Source organism: Parabacteroides sp. CT06 (genome assembly GCF_002257605.1).
GTDB lineage: Bacteria > Bacteroidota > Bacteroidia > Bacteroidales > Tannerellaceae > Parabacteroides > Parabacteroides distasonis.
This window is the reverse complement of record NZ_CP022754.1, coordinates 3799064-3818153: the sequence shown is the minus strand read 5'-3', so window position 1 is coordinate 3818153 and position 19090 is coordinate 3799064. Positions and strand designations below refer to the sequence as shown.

Sequence of the window (19090 nt, the reverse complement as noted above, 5' to 3'; positions counted from 1 at the left end):
TTATAGACAGTTAGTTTGCAAAAATGGTGAAAATTCTTTAGATAGCCTATGCTTTGCAGGGAATAATTCCTTTATCGTGTAGATAACCGGCCATTTCTTTCTGTACGGCATGCGCCGCCTCACGGGCTACGTTGGCGAAAGCCTCCGTCTTATCCGCGTAAATAATCGCACGGGAAGAATTTACCAAAAGACCGCATTGGTCGTTCATCCCGTATTGAGCTACTTCCGCCAAGCTTCCACCTTGAGCGCCTACGCCCGGAACTAACAAGAAATGATTCGGGGCCTGTTTACGGATATCAAGGAACATCTTGCCTTGGGTAGCGCCCACTACATACATCATTTGCTCATCGTTAGCCCATTCTTGCGATTTCTTTAGTACTTTCTCGAAAAGACGTTCACCATTTGCGTCTTCCGTCATTTGAAAATCATGTGAGCCTTTATTGGAGGTCAAGGCCAATAAGATTACCCAAGCCTCCGGGTAGATCAAGAATGGTTTTACGCTATCCTCGCCCATATAGGGAGCGACCGTTACGGCATCTACCTTGATATGATCGAAGAAAGAACGGGCATACATCTCGGAGGTATTTCCGATATCACCACGTTTCGCGTCGGCGATGATAAATTGATCGGGATAATTCTCCCGTAAGTAAGCCACAGTCTTCTCAAAAGCCATCATACCCTTTGTGCCGAGGCTCTCGTAAAAAGCCAGATTCGGCTTGTAAGCGACACAATAATCGGCGGTAGCGTCGATGATCGCTTTATTGAATGCGAAAATAGGATCTTCTTCCGACAATAGATGCTGCGGGATCTTTTTTATATCTGTATCTAATCCGACACAAAGGAAGGATTGTTTCTTTTTAATATTCTCGAATAGCTGTTGTTTGTTCATTTTCTTATTCAGTATGAAATGATTGGATGTGTTTACAATTCAGACTCTTTCAGTCGCTCAGCGTTCTCCGCTACGATCAGGTGATCCAAGCAATCTTGAATTTCACCGTCCATAAAGGCTGAAAGATTATAGATCGTGTAATTGATACGGTGATCCGTGATACGCCCTTGCGGGTAATTGTACGTACGGATCTTCGCGGAGCGGTCACCGGTAGATACCATGGTCTTACGCTTGCTGGCGATATCGTCCAAGTATTTCTGGTGTTCCTTGTCATAAATAAACGAACGAAGACGGGTAAGCGCCCTTTCTTTGTTCTTCGGTTGGTCTCGTGTCTCCGTACATTCGATCAAGATTTCCTCACTCACACCTGTAATGGGGTTCTTCCAGACATAACGCAGACGGACACCTGATTCCACCTTGTTTACGTTCTGACCACCGGCCCCACCGGAGCGGAAGGTATCCCATTTAATCTCCCCTTCATTAATCTCAACATCAAATTCATCCGCCTCAGGCAATACGGCAACTGTAGCGGCGGAGGTATGTACACGTCCTTGCGTCTCCGTAGCCGGTACACGCTGTACACGGTGTACACCGGACTCATACTTCAACGTTCCGTATACTTTCTCGCCCGATACCGTGAAGATGATTTCCTTAAAACCGCCGGACGAGCCTTCGCTAAAGCTAGACACGCTTATTTTCCATCCCTTCAGTTCGCAATACTTCACGTACATACGATATAGATCACCGGCGAAAAGGGCGGCTTCGTCACCTCCCGTTCCTCCTCGTATCTCAACGATCGCGTTCTTGTCGTCTTGCGGATCAGCGGGAACGAGCAATAATTTTATCTCTTCTTCCAAAGCGGGAATACGTTCGTTGCAGGTATCCAGCTCCTCACGGGCCATTTCCCGCATTTCCGGATCTTGCTCGGACTCAAGCAAGGCTTTCGCTTCCTCGATCCCGTTCAATACTTTCACGTATTCCGAACGAGCTCCCACAATTTTCTCCAAATCACGGTACTCTTTGTTCAGTTTTACGAACCGTTTCATGTCGGCGATCACCGCCGGGTCGGTAATAAGGGTACCGACTTCCTCAAAACGGCTCACTAATCCGTCTAATTTACCAAGTAAACTATTTTCGGCCATTTATCTTTATTAATAGGTGAAGCGACCTTTCTCGCTTTCGATAATCAATTCATTTTTATCGGCTTCCTCTACGAAGCCCACGATTTGCGCATCAATACCAAAGCTTTTTGAGATGCCGATTACTTCTTCCGCATGCTCGGGAGCGATGTATATCTCCATCCGGTGTCCCATATTGAATACCTTGTACATCTCGCTCCAGTCCGTACCGCTCTGTTCCTGAATCGTGCGGAATAACGGTGGGATAGGGAAGAGATTGTCCTTGGTTACACGCTTGTTCTCTACGAAGTGCATAACTTTTGTCTGAGCCCCTCCCGAACAATGTACCATGCCATGGATTTGAGAGCGTAGTTTATCAAGCAATACCTTAATTACCGGCGCATAGGTACGTGTAGGCGAAAGCACCATCTTTCCGGCATCGATCCCTAATTCCTCGATCTTATCCGTAAGTTTCAATCCTCCGGAGTAAACCAATTCTTCGGGAACGGCGGCATCGTAGCTTTCCGGATATTTTTTCGCTAAATACTTAGAGAAAACATCATGGCGGGCAGAGGTCAAGCCGTTGCTACCCATACCTCCATTGTATTCTTTCTCGTAAGTGGCTTGTCCGGAAGATGCCAGACCTACGATCACGTCTCCTCCTTGAATATTCTTATTATCGATTACGTCCGAACGTTTCATGCGGCAAGTGACCGTACTATCTACGATGATGGTACGAACTAAGTCGCCAACGTCTGCGGTCTCGCCACCTGTCGCGTAGCAACCAACGCCCATCTCGCGTAATTCCGCTAATAATTCGTCCGTTCCGTTGATGATCGCTGAGATCACCTCGCCCGGAACCAACAGCTTGTTACGTCCAATCGTGGAAGAGACCAAGATATTGTCTACGGCACCTACGCAAAGCAGGTCGTCGATATTCATGATAAGAGCGTCTTGGGCGATACCTTTCCACACCGAAAGATCTCCGGTCTCTTTCCAGTACATATACGCCAAGGACGATTTGGTACCGGCGCCATCCGCGTGCATAATATTACAATATTCAGGATCACCGCCTAAGATATCGGGGATGATCTTACAGAACGCTTTCGGAAAAATTCCCTTATCGATGTTCTTTATCGCATTGTGAACATCTTCTTTTGAAGCGGAAACGCCTCGCAGGTTATAACGTTGATCACTCATTGTACTATATTATTTGAACCGCAAAGGTAATACTTTTTTATGTTACTTATCTAAGTTTTAAGACATCTCCTTCCTCCGGGATGTAATCTTTGTCTTTTTTATTCATTTTATACAGACTCTTGATCTGGATTCCGTACATCTGCGCAATACTGTGCATAGACTCTCCGACTTGTACCACATGGTCGTAATTCGGCTTGTCCGCTTTCTTCTTTTTCTTTTCCAGATATACGATATCGCCTGCCTGCAACGGGAAGTCCTCAGGCACCTCGTTGAATTTCATCAACTGCTTGGCCTTGAATCCCATGCTTCGGGCGATCTGGTCGAAACTGTCGTTATCCTTAGCGTATACATAGATCAAACCGTGGGTACGATAGACTTGATAATTGAACACCGGAAGATTTTGCTTCTTGGTAGAGGTCTTCTTTGTTCCCTTACCGGAGTCAAAGCGGTATAACTCATAATCTTCGATAACCTTGATTAATTTATTCGCGTAAGCACGATCGGTGGCGTAACCGCATTTTTGTAGTCCTTTGGCCCAGCCTTTGTAATCCTTGATGTTTAATTTGAACAGGCGTTCGTAGCGGGAGCGTTCGGCGAGGAAGCGAGAATGGTCATCATAAGAATCCTCTACTCGTTTGTATTTCCGGAAGCACTCTCCCCGCAGGTCGTCATCGTGATAGACCCTGCCGCCCCGCCAGTCCGAATGGCATTTGATGCCGAAGTGATTGTTAGAGCGTCTGGCCAAGTCGCTTTGCCCAGCTCCGGATTCCAGTAATCCCTGCGCTAAGGTGATACTTGCCGGAATGCGATATTTCTTTTGGTGCTGAACCGCCAAATCGCTGTACTTACTGATGTATTTTTGATAGGAAGTCAGCTTGCGCTGGCTTTCCGCCCCTGCGCTTAAACAGACGAGGGACAATAATAATATACCTAAAAAATGAAGGGATAAACGCATAACTGTTCTTTTCGATCCGATTTTACCGGACAAATATATAAAAGAAAATACATATCTACCGGGATTTGCGGGGTTAAAAATAGGAGATACGGGCTAGATAATCGTAATGTTCCCCTTCCTCTATTTTTTCCGCTTTAAAGCCGGCTTGTCTTGCGTATAGTTTGAGCGTGTTGAAATCGATGTATAACCAATCAAATGAATCTCCCTTGATATTCTTATATTGCATACGGAAATCGATCTCTCCGAAATAATCATCCTCGGGGGCGATATCCAGATTCCCGTCTTCATCTTCAAATAAATAACTTAAATCGCTAGAATCAAGTAAAAGCTGTCCGTCCCGGGCTAGAACCTCTTTTAAGCGGTGAAAGAAAGCCGGGAGATTTTCCAGTTTACCGATAATCCCGGAACCGTTCATCAAGAGAAGAATGGTATCGAATGGTCCGGTTAAGCTCTTGTCAAAAAAATTCTGTAAACGAGCGTCTTTCACGCCTCGCTTGTTCATGGCCTCTACGGAAAGAGGGGATATGTCGATAGCGGTAACCTCTTTACTCATTTCCTGCAAGGCCAAGGTGTGACACCCACTTCCGGCACCCACATCCAATATTTTGCCCGTACTGAGTTGAAGGGCCTTCTGTTCCAAGGAGGGCATTTCTTGGAAAGTCCGGAATAATTGATTCACGGGAATCTCATCTTCATCGAACATGGAGGAGAATACACGAAGCTTGCTCGCTTTCCTATGTGCGAGATAATCGAGTATAGCGGCGCCCATGGGGTCTTTATCGGATGTAAGAAGCATTGAATGCATATGTCTTTGTTTTATAATAAGATATAAGGATTAATAACTCTCTCGTAACCAAATCTCAAAAAGTTTGTCGTAGATGCTGTAACTGCCGTTGAAGAGAGTGATAAAGTCTTTCTCTAGTAACCCTTTTACGGCGGCTTGGACAGAACTGGGGGAGGTTAATGAATAGCGTTTTACAAACTCTCCGGAGGTGATGGATTTAGCGTTGCCCTCTTTAGCGATGGCGACAAGCAGCTCCTTTTGCCTTTCGGGAAGACGAAACAGCGTCTCTTGGTAGTTGAATCGGTATGAATCGACCACCGATGCGATAGCGGGTTCTACCATCGATTCATCACATGTAGCCCCAACTGGTGTAAACGCGAAAAGCACATTGAGCGTCTTTTGTACATACCACGTCACCCCATCGAATCTATCATACACGATCCGAATCGTTTCGGGTGTAATTCTCCGGTCAGCCTTCTTGAAATGGTTCCGTGCGAAATCAATGTATTTTTCTATAGCTATACTCTCAAGGTGCATCATAGAGACGCTCTGATAGAACGGGCGAGATGCGCTTAGGAACATATTCCCCATCGTATGACGCTGACTTCCCGCAAAAATGAATTGAGCGTTATTACAGTGCTGGATGTGTGTTCGGAGCAGAGCTTCTACATTCTTTTCGGAATAGTTGGTTATCTGCTGAAATTCGTCTACGGCAACAATACAAGGTTTGTCGGCTTTTGCGAGGTACTTGAAAATCTCTTCGAGCGTCGCCATTGAATTTTGAATATCTCCCAACTGAATGTTGAACGAAGGGGTACCTGTGAAGTCATAACTTATGCCTGCTTGAAGCGATAAGACGCTATTGATAAAGATCTCAACTGCCTTTTTTCCAAATGGCTTGAGACTCTCGAGAATCACCTTGCTCAGCGAGAAGATAAAATCACGTAGCGACTTGGTCGCATAGATGTCAACGAAGAATGTATAATATTCCTTTGAGAGTTCTTTTGAGTGGAAACAGTGTTGGATCAGTCCTGTTTTACCCATTCTACGTGTAGAGATAATAGCAAGGTTATTCCCATTCACGATCTCACGAATTAGCTGCTTACTCTCGGCCTCCCTGTCGCAGAAGTAATCAGCAGATATATATCCGCTAGTTATAAAAGGATTATTTATTCTTGTCATACCTCATTTTATTTATCAATACGCAAATATAATAATTATTTTCCAATAATCATATCGAGGTAAATCCAGAAAACATTCTCGCTGTATCTAATTAAATGTGTGGATCATGAATGCTTCTGGCATATTCTTTTTATATTTATAGCCTATTAAGAATTATAGTTAGGTTTCTTTCAAAACATTAAAACAATCAAGAGAATGAAAGAATTGAAGTTAGAGACCCGGGTAGAGGTCTATGCGGTAGGAGAATTAGACGATATATATAGGCGATTGTACGAGGCTGCTTTTGAGGCCTCGAAGCATGCTTATGCTCCTTATTCCAAGTTTCATGTGGGAGCGGCGGTTCTATTGGAGAATGGGGAGATCCTTTCCGGAAATAATCAGGAAAACGCCGCCTATCCGTCCGGGCTTTGCGCGGAGCGGACTACCTTATTCTATGCGGGAGCGCATTATCCGGACGCCGCTGTTCAGGTTTTGGCGATCGCGGCTATGAAGGATGGGGAACGTGTGGATCTTATCACGCCTTGTGGTGCCTGCCGGCAAGTGATGTTGGAAACCGAGCAACGTTATAACAAGCCTATGAAAGTCCTTCTTTGTGGAAAAGAGGAAGCCTATCTCGTTCCGAGCGCGACGGCCTTGCTGCCGTTTTGTTTCAGTAAGTCTGATTTGATCTGATAGAATAAAAAGAGGCAAGAACGATTCTCGCCCTTGCCTCTATATGTAATAATTATGTTCGATTAGATTCCTAAAGAAGCCTTGATCTGATTGATCTTTTCTTCTGCCGCTTTCTCTGCCTCCGGCAATTCGTCGATACTCTTTACCTTGGAGTGAACCTCGCAATAGAATTTGATCTTCGGTTCCGTACCGGAAGGACGGATAGATACTTTTGTATTATCTTCCGTGAAGTATTGAAGCACATTAGAGGTAGTAGGCATATCTAATGTAACGGTTTCGTTCTCTGCGTAGTCCTTACCTTTCAATGTAGAGTAATCGTAGAAATAAGTTACCTTAGAGCCTGCGATCTCAGTCAACGGGTTCTCACGGAACTTCTTCATCATAGCCTCGATCTCTTCCGCTCCGCTCTTACCTTTCTTCACGACAGAGATACCTTTCTCCTTGGAGAAGCCGTATTCCACGTAGATCTTCTGGAGCAATTGATACAAGCTCAAGCCCTGATCTTTTGCCCAAGCCGCGATCTCGGCCAAGATAACGCAAGCGGAAACAGCGTCTTTATCGCGAACGAAGTCCTCGCAAAGGAATCCGTAGCTTTCCTCGCCACCGCCGATATAGTTTTTCTTGCCTTCGTTCTCACGCATAACGTTAGCGATCCATTTGAAGCCTGTATAAACATCGTATATCTCCACGCCATTACGCTCGGCGATCGTCTTGATCGTCTCTGTCGTAACGATTGTCTTTACGATATATTCTTTACCATTGATCTTACCTAACTCTTTCCAGCGAGTGATTAAATAGTAAACGAACATCAAAGCGGTTTGGTTACCATTCAAAAGTACCCATTCGCCTTCGTTATTCTTAACGGCGGCACCTACACGGTCTGCGTCCGGATCGGAAGCCATTACCAATTCAGCGTCAGTCTCTTTTGCTTTCTCTACAGCCATAGCTAAAGCAGCCGGCTCTTCCGGGTTCGGAGAGATAACCGTCGGGAAATCACCGCTAACAACATCTTGTTCCGGTACATGGATAATGTTCGTGAATCCGTAAGCTTTCAAAGCGGCAGGAACCAATTTAACACCTGTTCCGTGAATTGGAGTATACACGATCTTCATATCCTTATGGCGGGAAATAGCCTCCGGAGACAAAGAAATCGTTGTTAATTCCTTGATATATTCATCATCGATCGCTTGTCCGATGATCTCGATCAATTCTTTATTTCCTTTGAATTTAATCTCGCTAGCGTTACGGATCTTGTTAACCTCGGCGATCGTATTCTTATCGTGCGGGGCGATCATTTGTGCGCCATCATCCCAATAAGCCTTGTATCCGTTGTATTCTTTCGGATTGTGAGAAGCCGTCAAGATGATACCGCTCTGGCATCCCAGTTTACGGATAGCGAATGACATTTCCGGAGTCGGACGCAGGTCTTCGAATAAATAAACCTTGATGCCGTTAGCGGAGAAGATATCGGCTGATATTTCCGCGAACTTACGGCTGTTGTTACGGCAATCGTGGCCGATGACAACCTTTATCTGTTCTAAATCCGCAAATTCCTTTTTCAGATAGTTGGATAAACCTTGGGTAGCCGCGCCAACTGTATATATATTCATACGATTTGAACCTACCCCCATGATTCCGCGCAATCCACCTGTTCCGAATTCTAGGTCTTTATAAAAACACTCGATTAACTCAGTAGGATCTTCGTTGTCAAGTAACGCTTGAACTTGAGCACGAGTTTCCGCATCATAACTTTTCGTAAGCCATCCTTGTGCCTTACTTCTTACCATTTCTAATAAGTCGTTGTTTTCCATGTTTATAATATTATTGTGTTTATTGTTGAGCAATCTACTCAATACGATAAATATACAAGAAACAAATATACGAATTTCTTAAAGTAAAGCAATCAAAGGACTTATATTTTGCCTAAAAAATACGATAAATCGTCCTACCAAGTAAACGGATGTGTATAAATCGACTCATTTCCGCAAGCATCCGTTACGATTAATTTAAGTTCATGCTTGCCTCTTTGCAACCTCTCTTTATCGAAGCGATAGGTAATAACCGATTTATTATTCATCTCGAATAAGACAAACTGCCCGTCTATTTCTCCCCGGTAGGTTTGTACCCCGCTTAAGTTATCGGACAAACGGAATATGAAGTTCTGTTTGCTGACCCACGTCTGTTGGTTGATCGGCGTGATAACCGGAGCCTTTGTATCTTGTTGTATCTTATAACTGCCCAATTCCTTGATATTTGCGTCGATCCAGCCATTACGGTATGTACCGCCCATCCAAGAGGCACGTCCGTTTTGTAAGCGAACCACACCATATTGTTGTTTATTCTCAAGCGTATCGCTTTGCAAGAATAGTGATAACTGGGCCGTTCCATGCAAAGGGATTGGCTTATCGTGCAATATGTGGGTGGCTGATAATGAGGTACTATCTTCTTTCACCGAATAGCGGAAGTAGAGGTCATTATATAGATTACCTTTAGGCATGACGAGACGGATGCCTTTAGCGCCGAACCTATTCTCGCTACCCCAATGGAATAATTCTGTATGAGTCGTATCGATCTGGGGGATCTCTTGTTTCTTTCCCTCGATCCAGATGGATAAACGGGTGGCATTGCCGAAAGCGTCAGCCAGCGTATACGTCAAATGATAGGTACGAGGTTCATCTATACGCAAGATTCCCCGGTTTACGCTTTCAAGGAAGCGTAGACGGTTTCCCGGCTCGATGAAACTACGCATATAGAAAGAGCGATGATCTTTCCATGCTTCGTAATCAGTGAATGTGTTTAGGTAACGGGTCTCGTCGAACGCGTACCTGTCGAGATCGCTATGGAAGATCACTTGGCTGTCTGCCGTGAGCGTGATTTCTCGTACGCCATAAATGTTAGTCGTATTATCCATATAATCATAGGCTTTTACAGCGAGCCCTATTTCTCCCCATGCCTCGATTTTTCCAGTGATTGTCTGTTTCCCGTTTTTCGCCGTGACGGGTTTTATCTCAAGCTTCTTGCTTTTGCCGTTTACTACGCCTTTTCCTTCGATGGGGACGATCTGTATTCCTTGGATTTTAGGAGGACGGGTATCGGTTATCCGATCCGAGAAATAATCCAAGGGGTCCATGACTTCCTCGGTCTCGGTGTCTCGTACCTCAAAATGGAGATGAGGTCCACCAGAGCTTCCGGTATTGCCGCTTAACGCTACGACTTCATTTTTCTCGACAGGAAGCAAATCCGGCGTAAGGAAGAGATTTACATTGAAACTTTCTTGTGCGTATTGTTGCTCTTTTACATAATTCGCTATTTTCTTCGAGAATTTTTGTAGATGGCCGTATACGGTGGTCGTTCCATCCGGGTGTGTGATGTAAAGCCCGTTACCGTAGCCCCATGGACTTACGGATATACGTGATACGTATCCTTCTTGTACCGTATGTACGGGTTTACCTTCTACCCCTTGTGTCTTGAAGTCTATTCCGGAATGGAAATGATTGCTTCTTAACTCACCGAAGTTCCCGCTCAGTAAGATCGGGAAATCGAAAGGATTCCTAAGTTGCTGGGCGTTTGTGTTGATTATGTGGGAGCCGATGATTGCGAATAGACCGGCTAGATATATGGATCTAATATTCATAGGTATTACGTATTTTGACAGACAAAGATAATCGTTTTCGATGAATTATCTATCTCTTATCCTTTGGTATCGGACTTGTACCTGATTTCATGGGGCGAGCCTTTCTTTTTTCCAATGGCCGTCCGGTTGAAGGGTATATACTATGCGATCATGAAGCCGGTTGGGCCTACCTTGCCAGAACTCGATACGTTCGGGAATGACGGCATACCCGCCCCAGTGAGCCGGACGCTCCACTTCTTTTCCAATCCAACGAGCTGCCTCTCTAATGAAAGCTCGTATAAGTTGCATACGGCTGCCGATGGGTTGACTTTGTGGGGATATACGAGCTCCGATCCGGCTTTTATACGGGCGTTTTTTGAAATATTGATCCGATTCATCCGGGGGGACTTTTTCAGCCGTACCTTCGATATGTACCTGCCTTTCTAATTGATGCCATACAAACGAAAGAGAGATTGCCGGGTTTTGTGCCAGTTGCCTGCCTTTTCGGCTTTCGTAGTTGGAGTAGAAAATAAACTTATCATCATGCAGGTCCTTTAATAAGACGGTACGGGTGGAAGGTTTGCCTTCTGGAGATACGGTCCCTACTAGCATGGCCGTGGGTTCATCTACTTTGCTGTCTATAGCCTCTTGTAACCATTGACTGAAAAGCAAGAATGGGTTATCCGGAAGTTCGCTTTCCCTTAATCCTCCTTTTGTGTATTCTTGCCGGATTGAGGCGAGATTTATTTCCATATGTGTTCTGTTTGCTTGTTGACTACATAGCTTTTCTTCTTTAATAGGATAACAAGAGATCGGAAAAAAGGTTTCAAGGTTTTCTTTTCAGCGTTTGATCTGAGAACGTATTAGAAAATCGACTGTTAATGGTAAATGGTCACTAAAACCGCCCTCATATTTAAAGCCGTAATAGGTTCGAAAAGGACGTACCCCCCGCCATGTTTTATCCTTAGTCAATAAAAAATCAGGAGCGAATATGTGGATGCTTTCCGGAATGATATGCATGGAAGACTCTTGCGTGATGAGATCCCGGTTTACGATTATTTGATCGAGTTGGCTCCATTCGCCTTGGTATTTATGACTACCCGGGAATTGAGTTATATGGGGGCTTGCGAACAAATTATAATAGGTACAAGATGTGGAATCTGTGATCTGCGTATTTTCAGGAAAGGCTTGGGCAGCGAATATCTCGGAAATACTTCTGTCTTGAGGGGTATCATTGAAGTCTCCCATAATGAGTATCTGCGGCTTTTCTCGTATCAGTAACAGGGAATCGCTAGATCCCCGTAAAGTGCGGGCCGCGTCAAAACGATCCTTTTCACTTTCTTTTTCTCCTCCGTAGCGGGAGGGGAAATGACACACGAAAACATCTAAGGTATCGCCTGTTATGATCTTTCCATATACGTGTAGGATATCTCGGGTTAATTTGTGTTTGTTCCCGGAAAAACGAATTGGAATGGATTCATGTCGTAAATAAAAGAATTGATCTCGTTGATAAAGAAGAGCGACATTAATACCTCTGGGATCGGGGCTTTGAGTGATAATATATCGGTAATCCTGCCAGCGGAGCGGTGTGCGACGGGTAAGATGAGACAGGACGGAGTCATTCTCGACTTCGCAAAGAGCTATTAAGGCCGGTGTGCTCCATTCCCCGGCAGCGCTTATTACTTTCGCTATTTGTTGTAGCTTATGATAGTAGCGGCTTTGTGTCCAGTACCGGTTGCCGGAAGGTAGAAATTCATCGTCATTCTTGGTTGGATTATCCCTTGTGTCGAAAAAGTTCTCCACATTATAGGTCATGACTTTGAACGTAGCTTGGGCAAATAACGGAGGGGAGGCAAAGAATAAAAGAAAAAACATAAAAATCTTCATAGTTAAAGCTTTGATTAATTGTTAATATGTAATGTATTCTTATTCGTTTGAATCTTCGGTCTCTTCCTGAACAAACTCGTAGGCTCCTATGGTCGGGCCGTTCGAACTGGTTAGCCGGTTGACACCGTAACGATCGATCGGATAATTCTTCGTTATCTCGGGATCTGCTTTTCCGACTCCGGTAGTCGATACGGAATCTGGCCGGAAATCATAGGTGTATTTATTTTGCTTGCCTCCTACTTTCCGATAGGAAGGAGTCTTTTTGATAAACAAGACCTCCTTGAAGTGATCGCTGGAGGATTCTTTGGCTTTAAGCGCACAGTGATTGAACCGATAATCGAAATCTGTACTGCCATCTGCTTTTAATTCGACATCGTAACTTCCATCGATAGTGCAATTGTCAAAATAAGCTTGCGTGATAGGATACGGGCCATTTCCGTCTACTGTTACGTTATTGAGCAAGTACAGGCATTTACTATCCAAAGGAACAGTCTCGCTGGCCATTTCCCTTTTGGTTAAACTCATGTAATTAGCCATCGTACAGTGAGCGAAGTAATATTTACCACCGACTAAAGTGAGTACACTTCCTCCGGCATTGCTGAATTCCGTATTTGTAGCGATAACATCACAATTGATGGCGAAGAATAGATCGCTCCCCATATTCGTGATCTGTGAGTTGTTTATCTTGATCTTTGGCCGGTCCGGGGTGGAAGGCTCGCAATATACACCGGAGGTACCATTACGTACGATTACATTATCCCAGACATTCCCGTAGCTATCCGCCTTAAAGGTAATGCCTCCCCATTGTCCGGGAGTCCGGTCATACGGTAATATATCATTTAGTATATAATCCAAACGGTCGCCTCGGAAAGTGATAGGCTCATCCAAGGTGCCTAAAGCGTTCATGGAGCCGTGAACGATCAGGCTCGCTTTATCATGCATATAGAAAGTAGCCCCCTTCTCGATATTCAATGAAACCCCTTTAGCGATAACCAAACTATCGTAGATCAAATAAGGACGATTGGCCGTGAGGATAGAATCTTTTGTAATCGTAACACCGCCTTTGTAAAGATTAACATCCTGCCCATAGGCTTCCAATAATACGGATTGACGGATGCCATTCACGGTGAAAAGTACGGAATCCTGTATCAACAGAGGTTGATTGCCCCCATTCGGATCGACCGTTACTTCCACGAATACATACATGCTGTCGTTGGCGAGTATTCCTACATTATTAAATGAGCTACCTTTGCGTCCATCCACATTCATGCGGAAGCCGGTAGACTCTCCACTGGCCAGCATGATGGACTCAATGCTCAGAGGTTCACTATTTTTATTGTAGATCATAAATTGACGGGTGGTAGAACCGATCGTACTGAAGATCGTGTCAAAAGCGAGCGTGTCTGTCGAGAAGCTTAGCCGGTAAGTCGGGTTAGTGGAATAATGATCATCCAAACCGTCGCATGCCGGAAGCATGTTCAACAGAAGCGTCGCGAGTATAAATAGCGTTATCGTTAATCTTTTCATTTTCGTAAATGTTAACTGTAAATATCTTGTGTTCTTGTTTCAATAGATAAACAAAATTATCATAAAAAAGTTGCAAGACATTAACATAAAAAAAGAGGATAGACACGGTTATCGTGTCTTTCCTCTTTTTATAACGCAAAAAACGTTGGTTTATTTTGCGGGGATGCTCTTTAATAATTCAAGAAGGTGGCTCCACCATAAACCGACCGTAGCGATCTCGATACGCTCGTTGGGTGAATGTACGTCACGCAAAGTAGGCCCGAAAGAGATCATATCCAGTTTCGGATATTTTTCCAAGAACAAACCGCACTCTAATCCGGCGTGGATGGCCATGATCTTGGCGTCTTTGTTGAATAGGCGTTTGTAAGTCTCCTGTGCAATCTTCAAGATCTTAGAGTCGGGGTTCGGGGCCCATCCCGGATAGCCGTCGCCATGTTTTACATCTGCTCCAGCCAATAGGAACGTGGAGGCTACCGTATTGGCGATAGCGATCTTGCATGATTCGATAGAGCTACGCTGGCTGGTACCGATCAAGATCGTATTGCCTTCTTTCATCTTTATGGAAGCAAGGTTGGTAGAAGTCTCTACCAAGCCTTCTATATCGTGGCTCATACCGATTACGCCGTGCGGACAAGCGTGCAAGGCGTAGATTAATTTCTCGGCGGTGGCATTGTCGATATGATACTCCGGACGATCCGTGGACTCCATCGCTAACTGAACGCTCGGGTCTACATGTTTCAACTCATTTTCAACGTCGGCGGCGAAATGGTTCAGCAAGATACGTACATCCTCCTTATTTTCCGGATGCAAGCCGATCACGGCGTGTGCCTCGCGAGCGATTGCGTTACGTAAGTTTCCTCCATCGATAGAGCAAAGAACGAAATCATATTTCTTTTTCAATAAGAATAAGAAACGAACCAATATCTTGTTGGCATTGCCTAATCCTTTGTGGATCTCGCCACCGGAGTGACCGCCATTCAACCCTTTCACATCGATACGGAAATACTGCATCTTATCGGACGTAGGAACTGGCTCATAATGGAAAGTCGCTTGTGTGTCTTTACCTCCGGCGCAACCCATAAAGATCTCTCCCTCGTCCTCGCTATCGAGATTTAACAAGATATCTCCGGTCATGAAACCTTCTTTCAAGGCTTTCGCTCCGGTCAAACCTGTTTCTTCGTCTACTGTGAACAAACATTCGATCGGACCGTGTTGGATATCATCGGAGGCAAGCAAAGCCAACTCGGCCGCTACACCGATACCATTATCGGCTCCCAAAGTAGTGCCGTTGGCACGCAGCCATTCGCCGTCGACGATCGTCTCGATCGGATCATTGTCGAAATCGTGTTTCGTACCGTTATTTTTCTCGCAAACCATATCCATGTGAGACTGCAATACAACTACCGGACGATCCTCCATTCCCGGAGTGGCAGGCTTTGACATTAAAAGGTTGCCGGCTTCATCTTTCTTGATAGCTATTTTGTACTCTTTCGCGAATGATTCTAGGAATTCAATCATTTTGCCTTCCTTTTTTGAGGGGCGAGGCACTTGGGTTACTTGATGGAAGAACTTCCATACGATAGTAGGCTTTAAATCAGTAATCTTCATAATGTTACAATGTATTATAGATGTTACTCTAAAGTTAATAAAACCGCAACTGAAAGAGCTTAGTTCGAAAAAAAGTAGAATAAAATGCCAAAAAGACACTTAGTAATCACTTAAACTCTTATATTTGCGTCCACAAATATAGAGAAAATGCTTACAACGTTATTATTTACGGTCATAATTCTTGTTATCAGTGTCGTGTTGCTATCGATAAAAGTGCTGTTGAAAAAGGGAGGAAGGTTCCCGAATACGCATATCGAAGGAAACAGGGCGTTGGGTAAGAAAGGTATATTTTGTGCGAAGACCATGGATCGTATGGCGGTGAAGCAAAAGGGACTCTATGACATCATGAACGAAATAAAAGAATAAAAAAATAAGATTTAAATTGCACTTTATGAAGAACATTAACTACGTTATTAACGGTGTGCTAGCGGTGGCTGTCGTAATCTTGTATATTATGCAATTTTCCGGCAAGAAAGAATCAAGCGTAACAAGAACATTCGCGTCAGCGGGAGACACAACGGCCTTACTTCCGATCGCTTATGTAAATGTGGATTCCCTGTTACTTAATTACAATTATTCCAAGGATCTGAACGAGATCATCTTGAAGAAACAAGAGAATTCCCGTGCTAACATCACCCAGAAAGCCCGTAGTTTACAAGGCGAGATGCAAGATTTCCAGCGTAAGGTAGAAAATAACGCTTTCCTTACCCGTGAGAGGGCGGAGCAAGAACAACAACGTTTATTGAATAAGCAACAAGAGTTGCAGAACTTAGATAACCAATTGGCTCAAGAGTTGATGCAAGAGCAGCAGAAGTTGAACGAGCAATTACGCGATACGGTTGTTTCTCAATTGAAGGCTTTCAATCTGGGTAGGGGCTATCAAGTGGTATTCAGCAATACGGTAGGAGATAATATCCTTTTGGCTGGCGATTCCTATGATATCACAGGCGAATTGCTGGAATACTTGAATAAGAATTATTCCTCTCCGGCCAAGTAAGCTATTAATAGAATTTATAAAAGAAAGGGTGTATCAAAGGAACGTTTGATACACCCTTTTTTTAACGGTGCTTACCGGGGACTTTATAGAAGATATACTGTATCTGCAAAGTAATATATACTGCGTTGGCCTGGTCAGTATATATTCATCGGTCGGGTCAGTAGCACTGCGTTTTGCGGCCAATTACTCTTTAGGAGTAACGAAAGCGGTATATATCTGTAAGATAGCGGCTACGCTCAAGCAAAGGATCCACTCGGTACGGTTGTTGAACATAAAGCCGGAAGATACGATCATTAGAAGTCCGGCGAATACGTTGAAACGGTGGAGCCGGCGGCGACGAAAGTCCAAGTCCTTAACCGGAAGGGTCAGATAGCAAACGGCTATACCCGCCGCACCGACAGCGAATAAATAAGGGGCGACAGCCCAATGAGTAAGAAACAATATGGCACCGGCTAATACGAGTAATCCCGCTACGCCGAAAATAATCGATCTGATTTGTTGATTCATTTATTTGTCCTTGATAATAAAAACATCCTCGTTCGACCTTTTCATGAAATACTCTTCACGGGCGAAACGTTCCAGTCCCTCCTTGTCCGTATGAAGGTCGTTTAATTTCTTGCTGTTGATCTCGATCTCCTTTTGGTAATGTTTGATCTCTTTCTCCAAACCGCGTATTTTCTCGTCGTACGTATAGCGTTTATACAGGCTGCTATCGCCCACCGTAAAGGTGACGATAAGGAACACGATGGTAACCAACCAATAAGCGTTGATCCACGATAGATACTTTATGTAAAACTCTTTTATGCGTGACATCAGAACATCGTTTTCGCGAAGATAATGAATTATTTTGTTTATCTTTGTCTTATCAATAAAAAGCAGAGAATGGATAATTATATTGTATCGGCAAGAAAATATCGCCCGTCCACTTTCCGGAGTGTAGTAGGGCAGAAGTCTCTTACCACTACGCTGAAAAACGCGATACAAAGTAACAAATTAGCGCATGCTTACCTGTTTTGCGGTCCTCGTGGAGTAGGAAAGACCTCGTGTGCCCGTATCTTTGCGAAGACGATCAATTGCTTGAATCCGACGGCGGATGGCGAGGCTTGCAATGCGTGCGAGTCGTGCCGGGCTTTCAATGAGCAGCGTTCTTACAATATCCATGAACTGGATGCCGCCTCGAATAACTCGGTGGACGATATCCGTACCTTGATCGACCAAGTGCGTATCCCGCCTCCAATCGGTAAATACAAAGTCTTCATTATTGACGAGGTCCATATGTTGACAACCGCCGCTTTCAACGCATTCTTGAAGACATTGGAGGAACCTCCGCATCATGCTCTCTTTATCTTGGCTACGACCGAGAAGCACAAGGTGCTTCCCACGATCCTTTCCCGTTGTCAGATCTATGATTTCTCCCGTATATCCATCGCCGACATGGTGGAGCATTTGCAATATGTCTCTTCGCAAGAGGGGGTAACAGCGGAACCGGAAGCCTTGAACGTGATCGCTCAGAAGGCGGATGGAGGTATGCGCGACGCTTTGTCTATCTTTGACCAAGTGGTAAGTTTCACGAATGGCAATATCACGTATCAAGCGGTTATCGATAACTTGAACGTGCTGGATTATGAGTATTATTTTCGTCTGACAGATGCGATCTTATCCGGCAATGTGCGGGCTTCTTTATTGATCTTGAATGAGATATTAGGCAAAGGATTCGACGGGCAGAATATCATAACCGGTTTGGCTGGGCATTTCCGGGACTTATTGGTATGCCGGGATGAGTCCACCTTGGTGCTATTCGAGGTGGGTGCTTCTATACGTGAACGATATAAGGAGATGGCGAAACATTGTCCGGATCAACTTCTGTTCAAGGCGATAGAGCTGGCGAATACGTGCGATTTGAATTATCGTGCCAGCCGCAATAAGCGTCTTTTATTGGAATTGACGTTGATTCAGCTCTGTCAATTAACACAGGTAGCCGCCGACGATAAAAAAAAAGCGTTAATTGAGCCGATTGCTGGGACGAATCCGTCTTCTCAAGCGGTGAATAGCGGGAAGCCTCAACAGCCGCCTCAAGCTCCTTCAGTTACGGCAGCGGCCGGTGCTCCACAAGTTATGAGTACGCACATGCCGAGCTCGGTTCCTGCGCCACCTCCGTCTACAGCGCCTAATTCGGTTCGTAGAACGGCTCGTCCGATGGGAATCTCCATGAAGGAGATCGGAGTGGAGAAGCCTAAGCAACAAACCGTTCAACAAGCGACAACGAACGTAAAGGAGGTAGTAACTCCCTTTGACAATGATTCCTTGGTTCGTGAATGGGATAATTACGCCGCAACGATTGACAAGAAAGTGTATCTTAAGAATACGATGATCAATTGCAAGCCTACCTTGCAAGAGAATTATTATTTCGAGGTAGCCGTACATAACCCGGGGCAGCAAGAGGAATTGATCAATAATGCGATCCATATCCTGCCATTTCTCCGCCAGCATCTTACTAATAGCCGTATCCAGATGCGTGTCCGGATCGTAGAGGGAAATGAGAAGCATTTGGCTTATACATCCACGGAGAAGCTAGAGTTGCTGATGAAGATAAATCCTACCTTGGGTCGTTTGAGGGATGAATTTAATTTGACGTTAGATTAAGTAGATATGCTAAAG

The 19090-nt window shown here is 44.6% G+C and carries 18 protein-coding genes; 4 read left to right on the top strand and 14 right to left on the bottom strand.

Annotated features, from left to right (window positions below):
• Positions 1–46: 46 nt before the first annotated feature.
• The 6 genes from pyrF to CI960_RS16930 all read right to left on the bottom strand — a co-directional run bounded on the left by pyrF (position 47) and on the right by CI960_RS16930 (position 6128).
• Positions 47–889, bottom strand: coding sequence for an orotidine-5'-phosphate decarboxylase (pyrF, locus tag CI960_RS16955; RefSeq protein WP_005854382.1), 843 nt, complete (start codon positions 887–889; stop codon positions 47–49).
• A gap of 32 nt (positions 890–921) precedes the next feature.
• The gene (gene prfA, locus CI960_RS16950) at positions 922–2031 is read right to left on the bottom strand and encodes a peptide chain release factor 1 (protein WP_005854384.1); all 1110 of its coding nucleotides are present in this window, start codon (positions 2029–2031) and stop codon (positions 922–924) included.
• A gap of 9 nt (positions 2032–2040) precedes the next feature.
• A complete protein-coding gene (locus CI960_RS16945; RefSeq protein ID WP_005854386.1) occupies positions 2041–3207 on the bottom strand; it encodes an AIR synthase related protein in 1167 nt (388 codons plus the stop codon).
• A gap of 46 nt (positions 3208–3253) precedes the next feature.
• Positions 3254–4162 carry a glucosaminidase domain-containing protein gene (locus tag CI960_RS16940; RefSeq protein ID WP_094582505.1) on the bottom strand — a complete coding sequence of 303 codons (909 nt, stop codon included), beginning with the start codon at positions 4160–4162 and terminating at the stop codon, positions 3254–3256.
• Positions 4163–4235: 73 nt separating this feature from the next.
• Positions 4236–4967 carry a bifunctional 2-polyprenyl-6-hydroxyphenol methylase/3-demethylubiquinol 3-O-methyltransferase UbiG gene (locus CI960_RS16935; protein ID WP_094582503.1) on the bottom strand — a complete coding sequence of 244 codons (732 nt, stop codon included), beginning with the start codon at positions 4965–4967 and terminating at the stop codon, positions 4236–4238.
• 30 nt (positions 4968–4997) lie between these two features.
• Positions 4998–6128: an ATP-binding protein gene (locus tag CI960_RS16930; RefSeq protein ID WP_094582501.1), complete on the bottom strand. Its 1131-nt coding sequence runs from the start codon at positions 6126–6128 to the stop codon at positions 4998–5000.
• A gap of 195 nt (positions 6129–6323) precedes the next feature.
• Between CI960_RS16930 and cdd the strand changes: the two genes are divergently transcribed.
• Positions 6324–6800: a cytidine deaminase gene (cdd, locus tag CI960_RS16925; RefSeq protein ID WP_094582499.1), complete on the top strand. Its 477-nt coding sequence runs from the start codon at positions 6324–6326 to the stop codon at positions 6798–6800.
• 62 nt (positions 6801–6862) lie between these two features.
• Here cdd and CI960_RS16920 read toward each other — a convergent pair whose 3' ends face one another.
• The 6 genes from CI960_RS16920 to CI960_RS16895 all read right to left on the bottom strand — a co-directional run bounded on the left by CI960_RS16920 (position 6863) and on the right by CI960_RS16895 (position 15435).
• The gene (locus CI960_RS16920) at positions 6863–8611 is read right to left on the bottom strand and encodes a phospho-sugar mutase (protein WP_094582497.1); all 1749 of its coding nucleotides are present in this window, start codon (positions 8609–8611) and stop codon (positions 6863–6865) included.
• 134 nt (positions 8612–8745) lie between these two features.
• Entirely contained in the window at positions 8746–10434 is a 1689-nt protein-coding gene (locus CI960_RS16915) for a M23 family metallopeptidase (RefSeq protein WP_094582495.1), read from the bottom strand.
• Between the two features lie 87 nt (positions 10435–10521).
• Positions 10522–11166, bottom strand: coding sequence for a pyridoxamine 5'-phosphate oxidase (gene pdxH / locus CI960_RS16910; protein WP_005854404.1), 645 nt, complete (start codon positions 11164–11166; stop codon positions 10522–10524).
• A gap of 87 nt (positions 11167–11253) precedes the next feature.
• Positions 11254–12300: an endonuclease/exonuclease/phosphatase family protein gene (locus CI960_RS16905; protein ID WP_005854406.1), complete on the bottom strand. Its 1047-nt coding sequence runs from the start codon at positions 12298–12300 to the stop codon at positions 11254–11256.
• A 39-nt stretch (positions 12301–12339) separates the two neighbouring features.
• On the bottom strand, positions 12340–13827 hold the full coding sequence (locus CI960_RS16900; protein WP_005854408.1) for a hypothetical protein: 1488 nt from the start codon (positions 13825–13827) through the stop codon (positions 12340–12342).
• Between the two features lie 150 nt (positions 13828–13977).
• Complete coding sequence (locus tag CI960_RS16895; protein WP_005854410.1) at positions 13978–15435, bottom strand: aminoacyl-histidine dipeptidase; 1458 nt, start codon at positions 15433–15435, stop codon at positions 13978–13980.
• Positions 15436–15582: 147 nt separating this feature from the next.
• Here CI960_RS16895 and CI960_RS16890 point away from each other — a divergent pair, with 147 nt between their 5' ends.
• Together CI960_RS16890 and CI960_RS16885 are read left to right on the top strand one after the other, a co-directional pair.
• A complete protein-coding gene (locus tag CI960_RS16890) occupies positions 15583–15801 on the top strand; it encodes a hypothetical protein (protein ID WP_005854411.1) in 219 nt (72 codons plus the stop codon).
• Positions 15802–15826: 25 nt separating this feature from the next.
• Positions 15827–16432 carry an OmpH family outer membrane protein gene (locus tag CI960_RS16885; protein WP_005854413.1) on the top strand — a complete coding sequence of 202 codons (606 nt, stop codon included), beginning with the start codon at positions 15827–15829 and terminating at the stop codon, positions 16430–16432.
• Between the two features lie 183 nt (positions 16433–16615).
• Here the strand turns inward: CI960_RS16885 and CI960_RS16880 are convergent, their stop codons facing one another.
• The gene (locus CI960_RS16880) at positions 16616–16939 is read right to left on the bottom strand and encodes a hypothetical protein (RefSeq protein ID WP_005854416.1); all 324 of its coding nucleotides are present in this window, start codon (positions 16937–16939) and stop codon (positions 16616–16618) included.
• A complete protein-coding gene (locus CI960_RS16875; RefSeq protein WP_005854418.1) occupies positions 16940–17245 on the bottom strand; it encodes a septum formation initiator family protein in 306 nt (101 codons plus the stop codon). It lies immediately after the preceding gene.
• 69 nt (positions 17246–17314) lie between these two features.
• Between CI960_RS16875 and CI960_RS16870 the strand changes: the two genes are divergently transcribed.
• Positions 17315–19075, top strand: a complete 1761-nt coding sequence (locus CI960_RS16870) for a DNA polymerase III subunit gamma/tau (protein WP_005854421.1) — start codon at positions 17315–17317, stop codon at positions 19073–19075.
• Positions 19076–19090 lie beyond the last annotated feature (15 nt).

Excerpts from the sequence above, each read along its gene's own strand:
- pyrF (WP_005854382.1), bottom strand. The coding sequence starts at position 889 with ATGAACAAACAACAGCTATTCGAGAATATTAAAAAGAAACAATCCTTC.
- prfA (WP_005854384.1), bottom strand. The coding sequence starts at position 2,031 with ATGGCCGAAAATAGTTTACTTGGTAAATTAGACGGATTAGTGAGCCGT.
- CI960_RS16945 (WP_005854386.1), bottom strand. The coding sequence starts at position 3,207 with ATGAGTGATCAACGTTATAACCTGCGAGGCGTTTCCGCTTCAAAAGAA.
- CI960_RS16940 (WP_094582505.1), bottom strand. The coding sequence starts at position 4,162 with ATGCGTTTATCCCTTCATTTTTTAGGTATATTATTATTGTCCCTCGTC.
- CI960_RS16935 (WP_094582503.1), bottom strand. The coding sequence starts at position 4,967 with ATGCATTCAATGCTTCTTACATCCGATAAAGACCCCATGGGCGCCGCT.
- CI960_RS16930 (WP_094582501.1), bottom strand. The coding sequence starts at position 6,128 with ATGACAAGAATAAATAATCCTTTTATAACTAGCGGATATATATCTGCT.
- cdd (WP_094582499.1), top strand. The coding sequence starts at position 6,324 with ATGAAAGAATTGAAGTTAGAGACCCGGGTAGAGGTCTATGCGGTAGGA.
- CI960_RS16920 (WP_094582497.1), bottom strand. The coding sequence starts at position 8,611 with ATGGAAAACAACGACTTATTAGAAATGGTAAGAAGTAAGGCACAAGGA.
- CI960_RS16915 (WP_094582495.1), bottom strand. The coding sequence starts at position 10,434 with ATGAATATTAGATCCATATATCTAGCCGGTCTATTCGCAATCATCGGC.
- pdxH (WP_005854404.1), bottom strand. The coding sequence starts at position 11,166 with ATGGAAATAAATCTCGCCTCAATCCGGCAAGAATACACAAAAGGAGGA.
- CI960_RS16905 (WP_005854406.1), bottom strand. The coding sequence starts at position 12,300 with ATGAAGATTTTTATGTTTTTTCTTTTATTCTTTGCCTCCCCTCCGTTA.
- CI960_RS16900 (WP_005854408.1), bottom strand. The coding sequence starts at position 13,827 with ATGAAAAGATTAACGATAACGCTATTTATACTCGCGACGCTTCTGTTG.
- CI960_RS16895 (WP_005854410.1), bottom strand. The coding sequence starts at position 15,435 with ATGAAGATTACTGATTTAAAGCCTACTATCGTATGGAAGTTCTTCCAT.
- CI960_RS16890 (WP_005854411.1), top strand. The coding sequence starts at position 15,583 with ATGCTTACAACGTTATTATTTACGGTCATAATTCTTGTTATCAGTGTC.
- CI960_RS16885 (WP_005854413.1), top strand. The coding sequence starts at position 15,827 with ATGAAGAACATTAACTACGTTATTAACGGTGTGCTAGCGGTGGCTGTC.
- CI960_RS16880 (WP_005854416.1), bottom strand. The coding sequence starts at position 16,939 with ATGAATCAACAAATCAGATCGATTATTTTCGGCGTAGCGGGATTACTC.
- CI960_RS16875 (WP_005854418.1), bottom strand. The coding sequence starts at position 17,245 with ATGTCACGCATAAAAGAGTTTTACATAAAGTATCTATCGTGGATCAAC.
- CI960_RS16870 (WP_005854421.1), top strand. The coding sequence starts at position 17,315 with ATGGATAATTATATTGTATCGGCAAGAAAATATCGCCCGTCCACTTTC.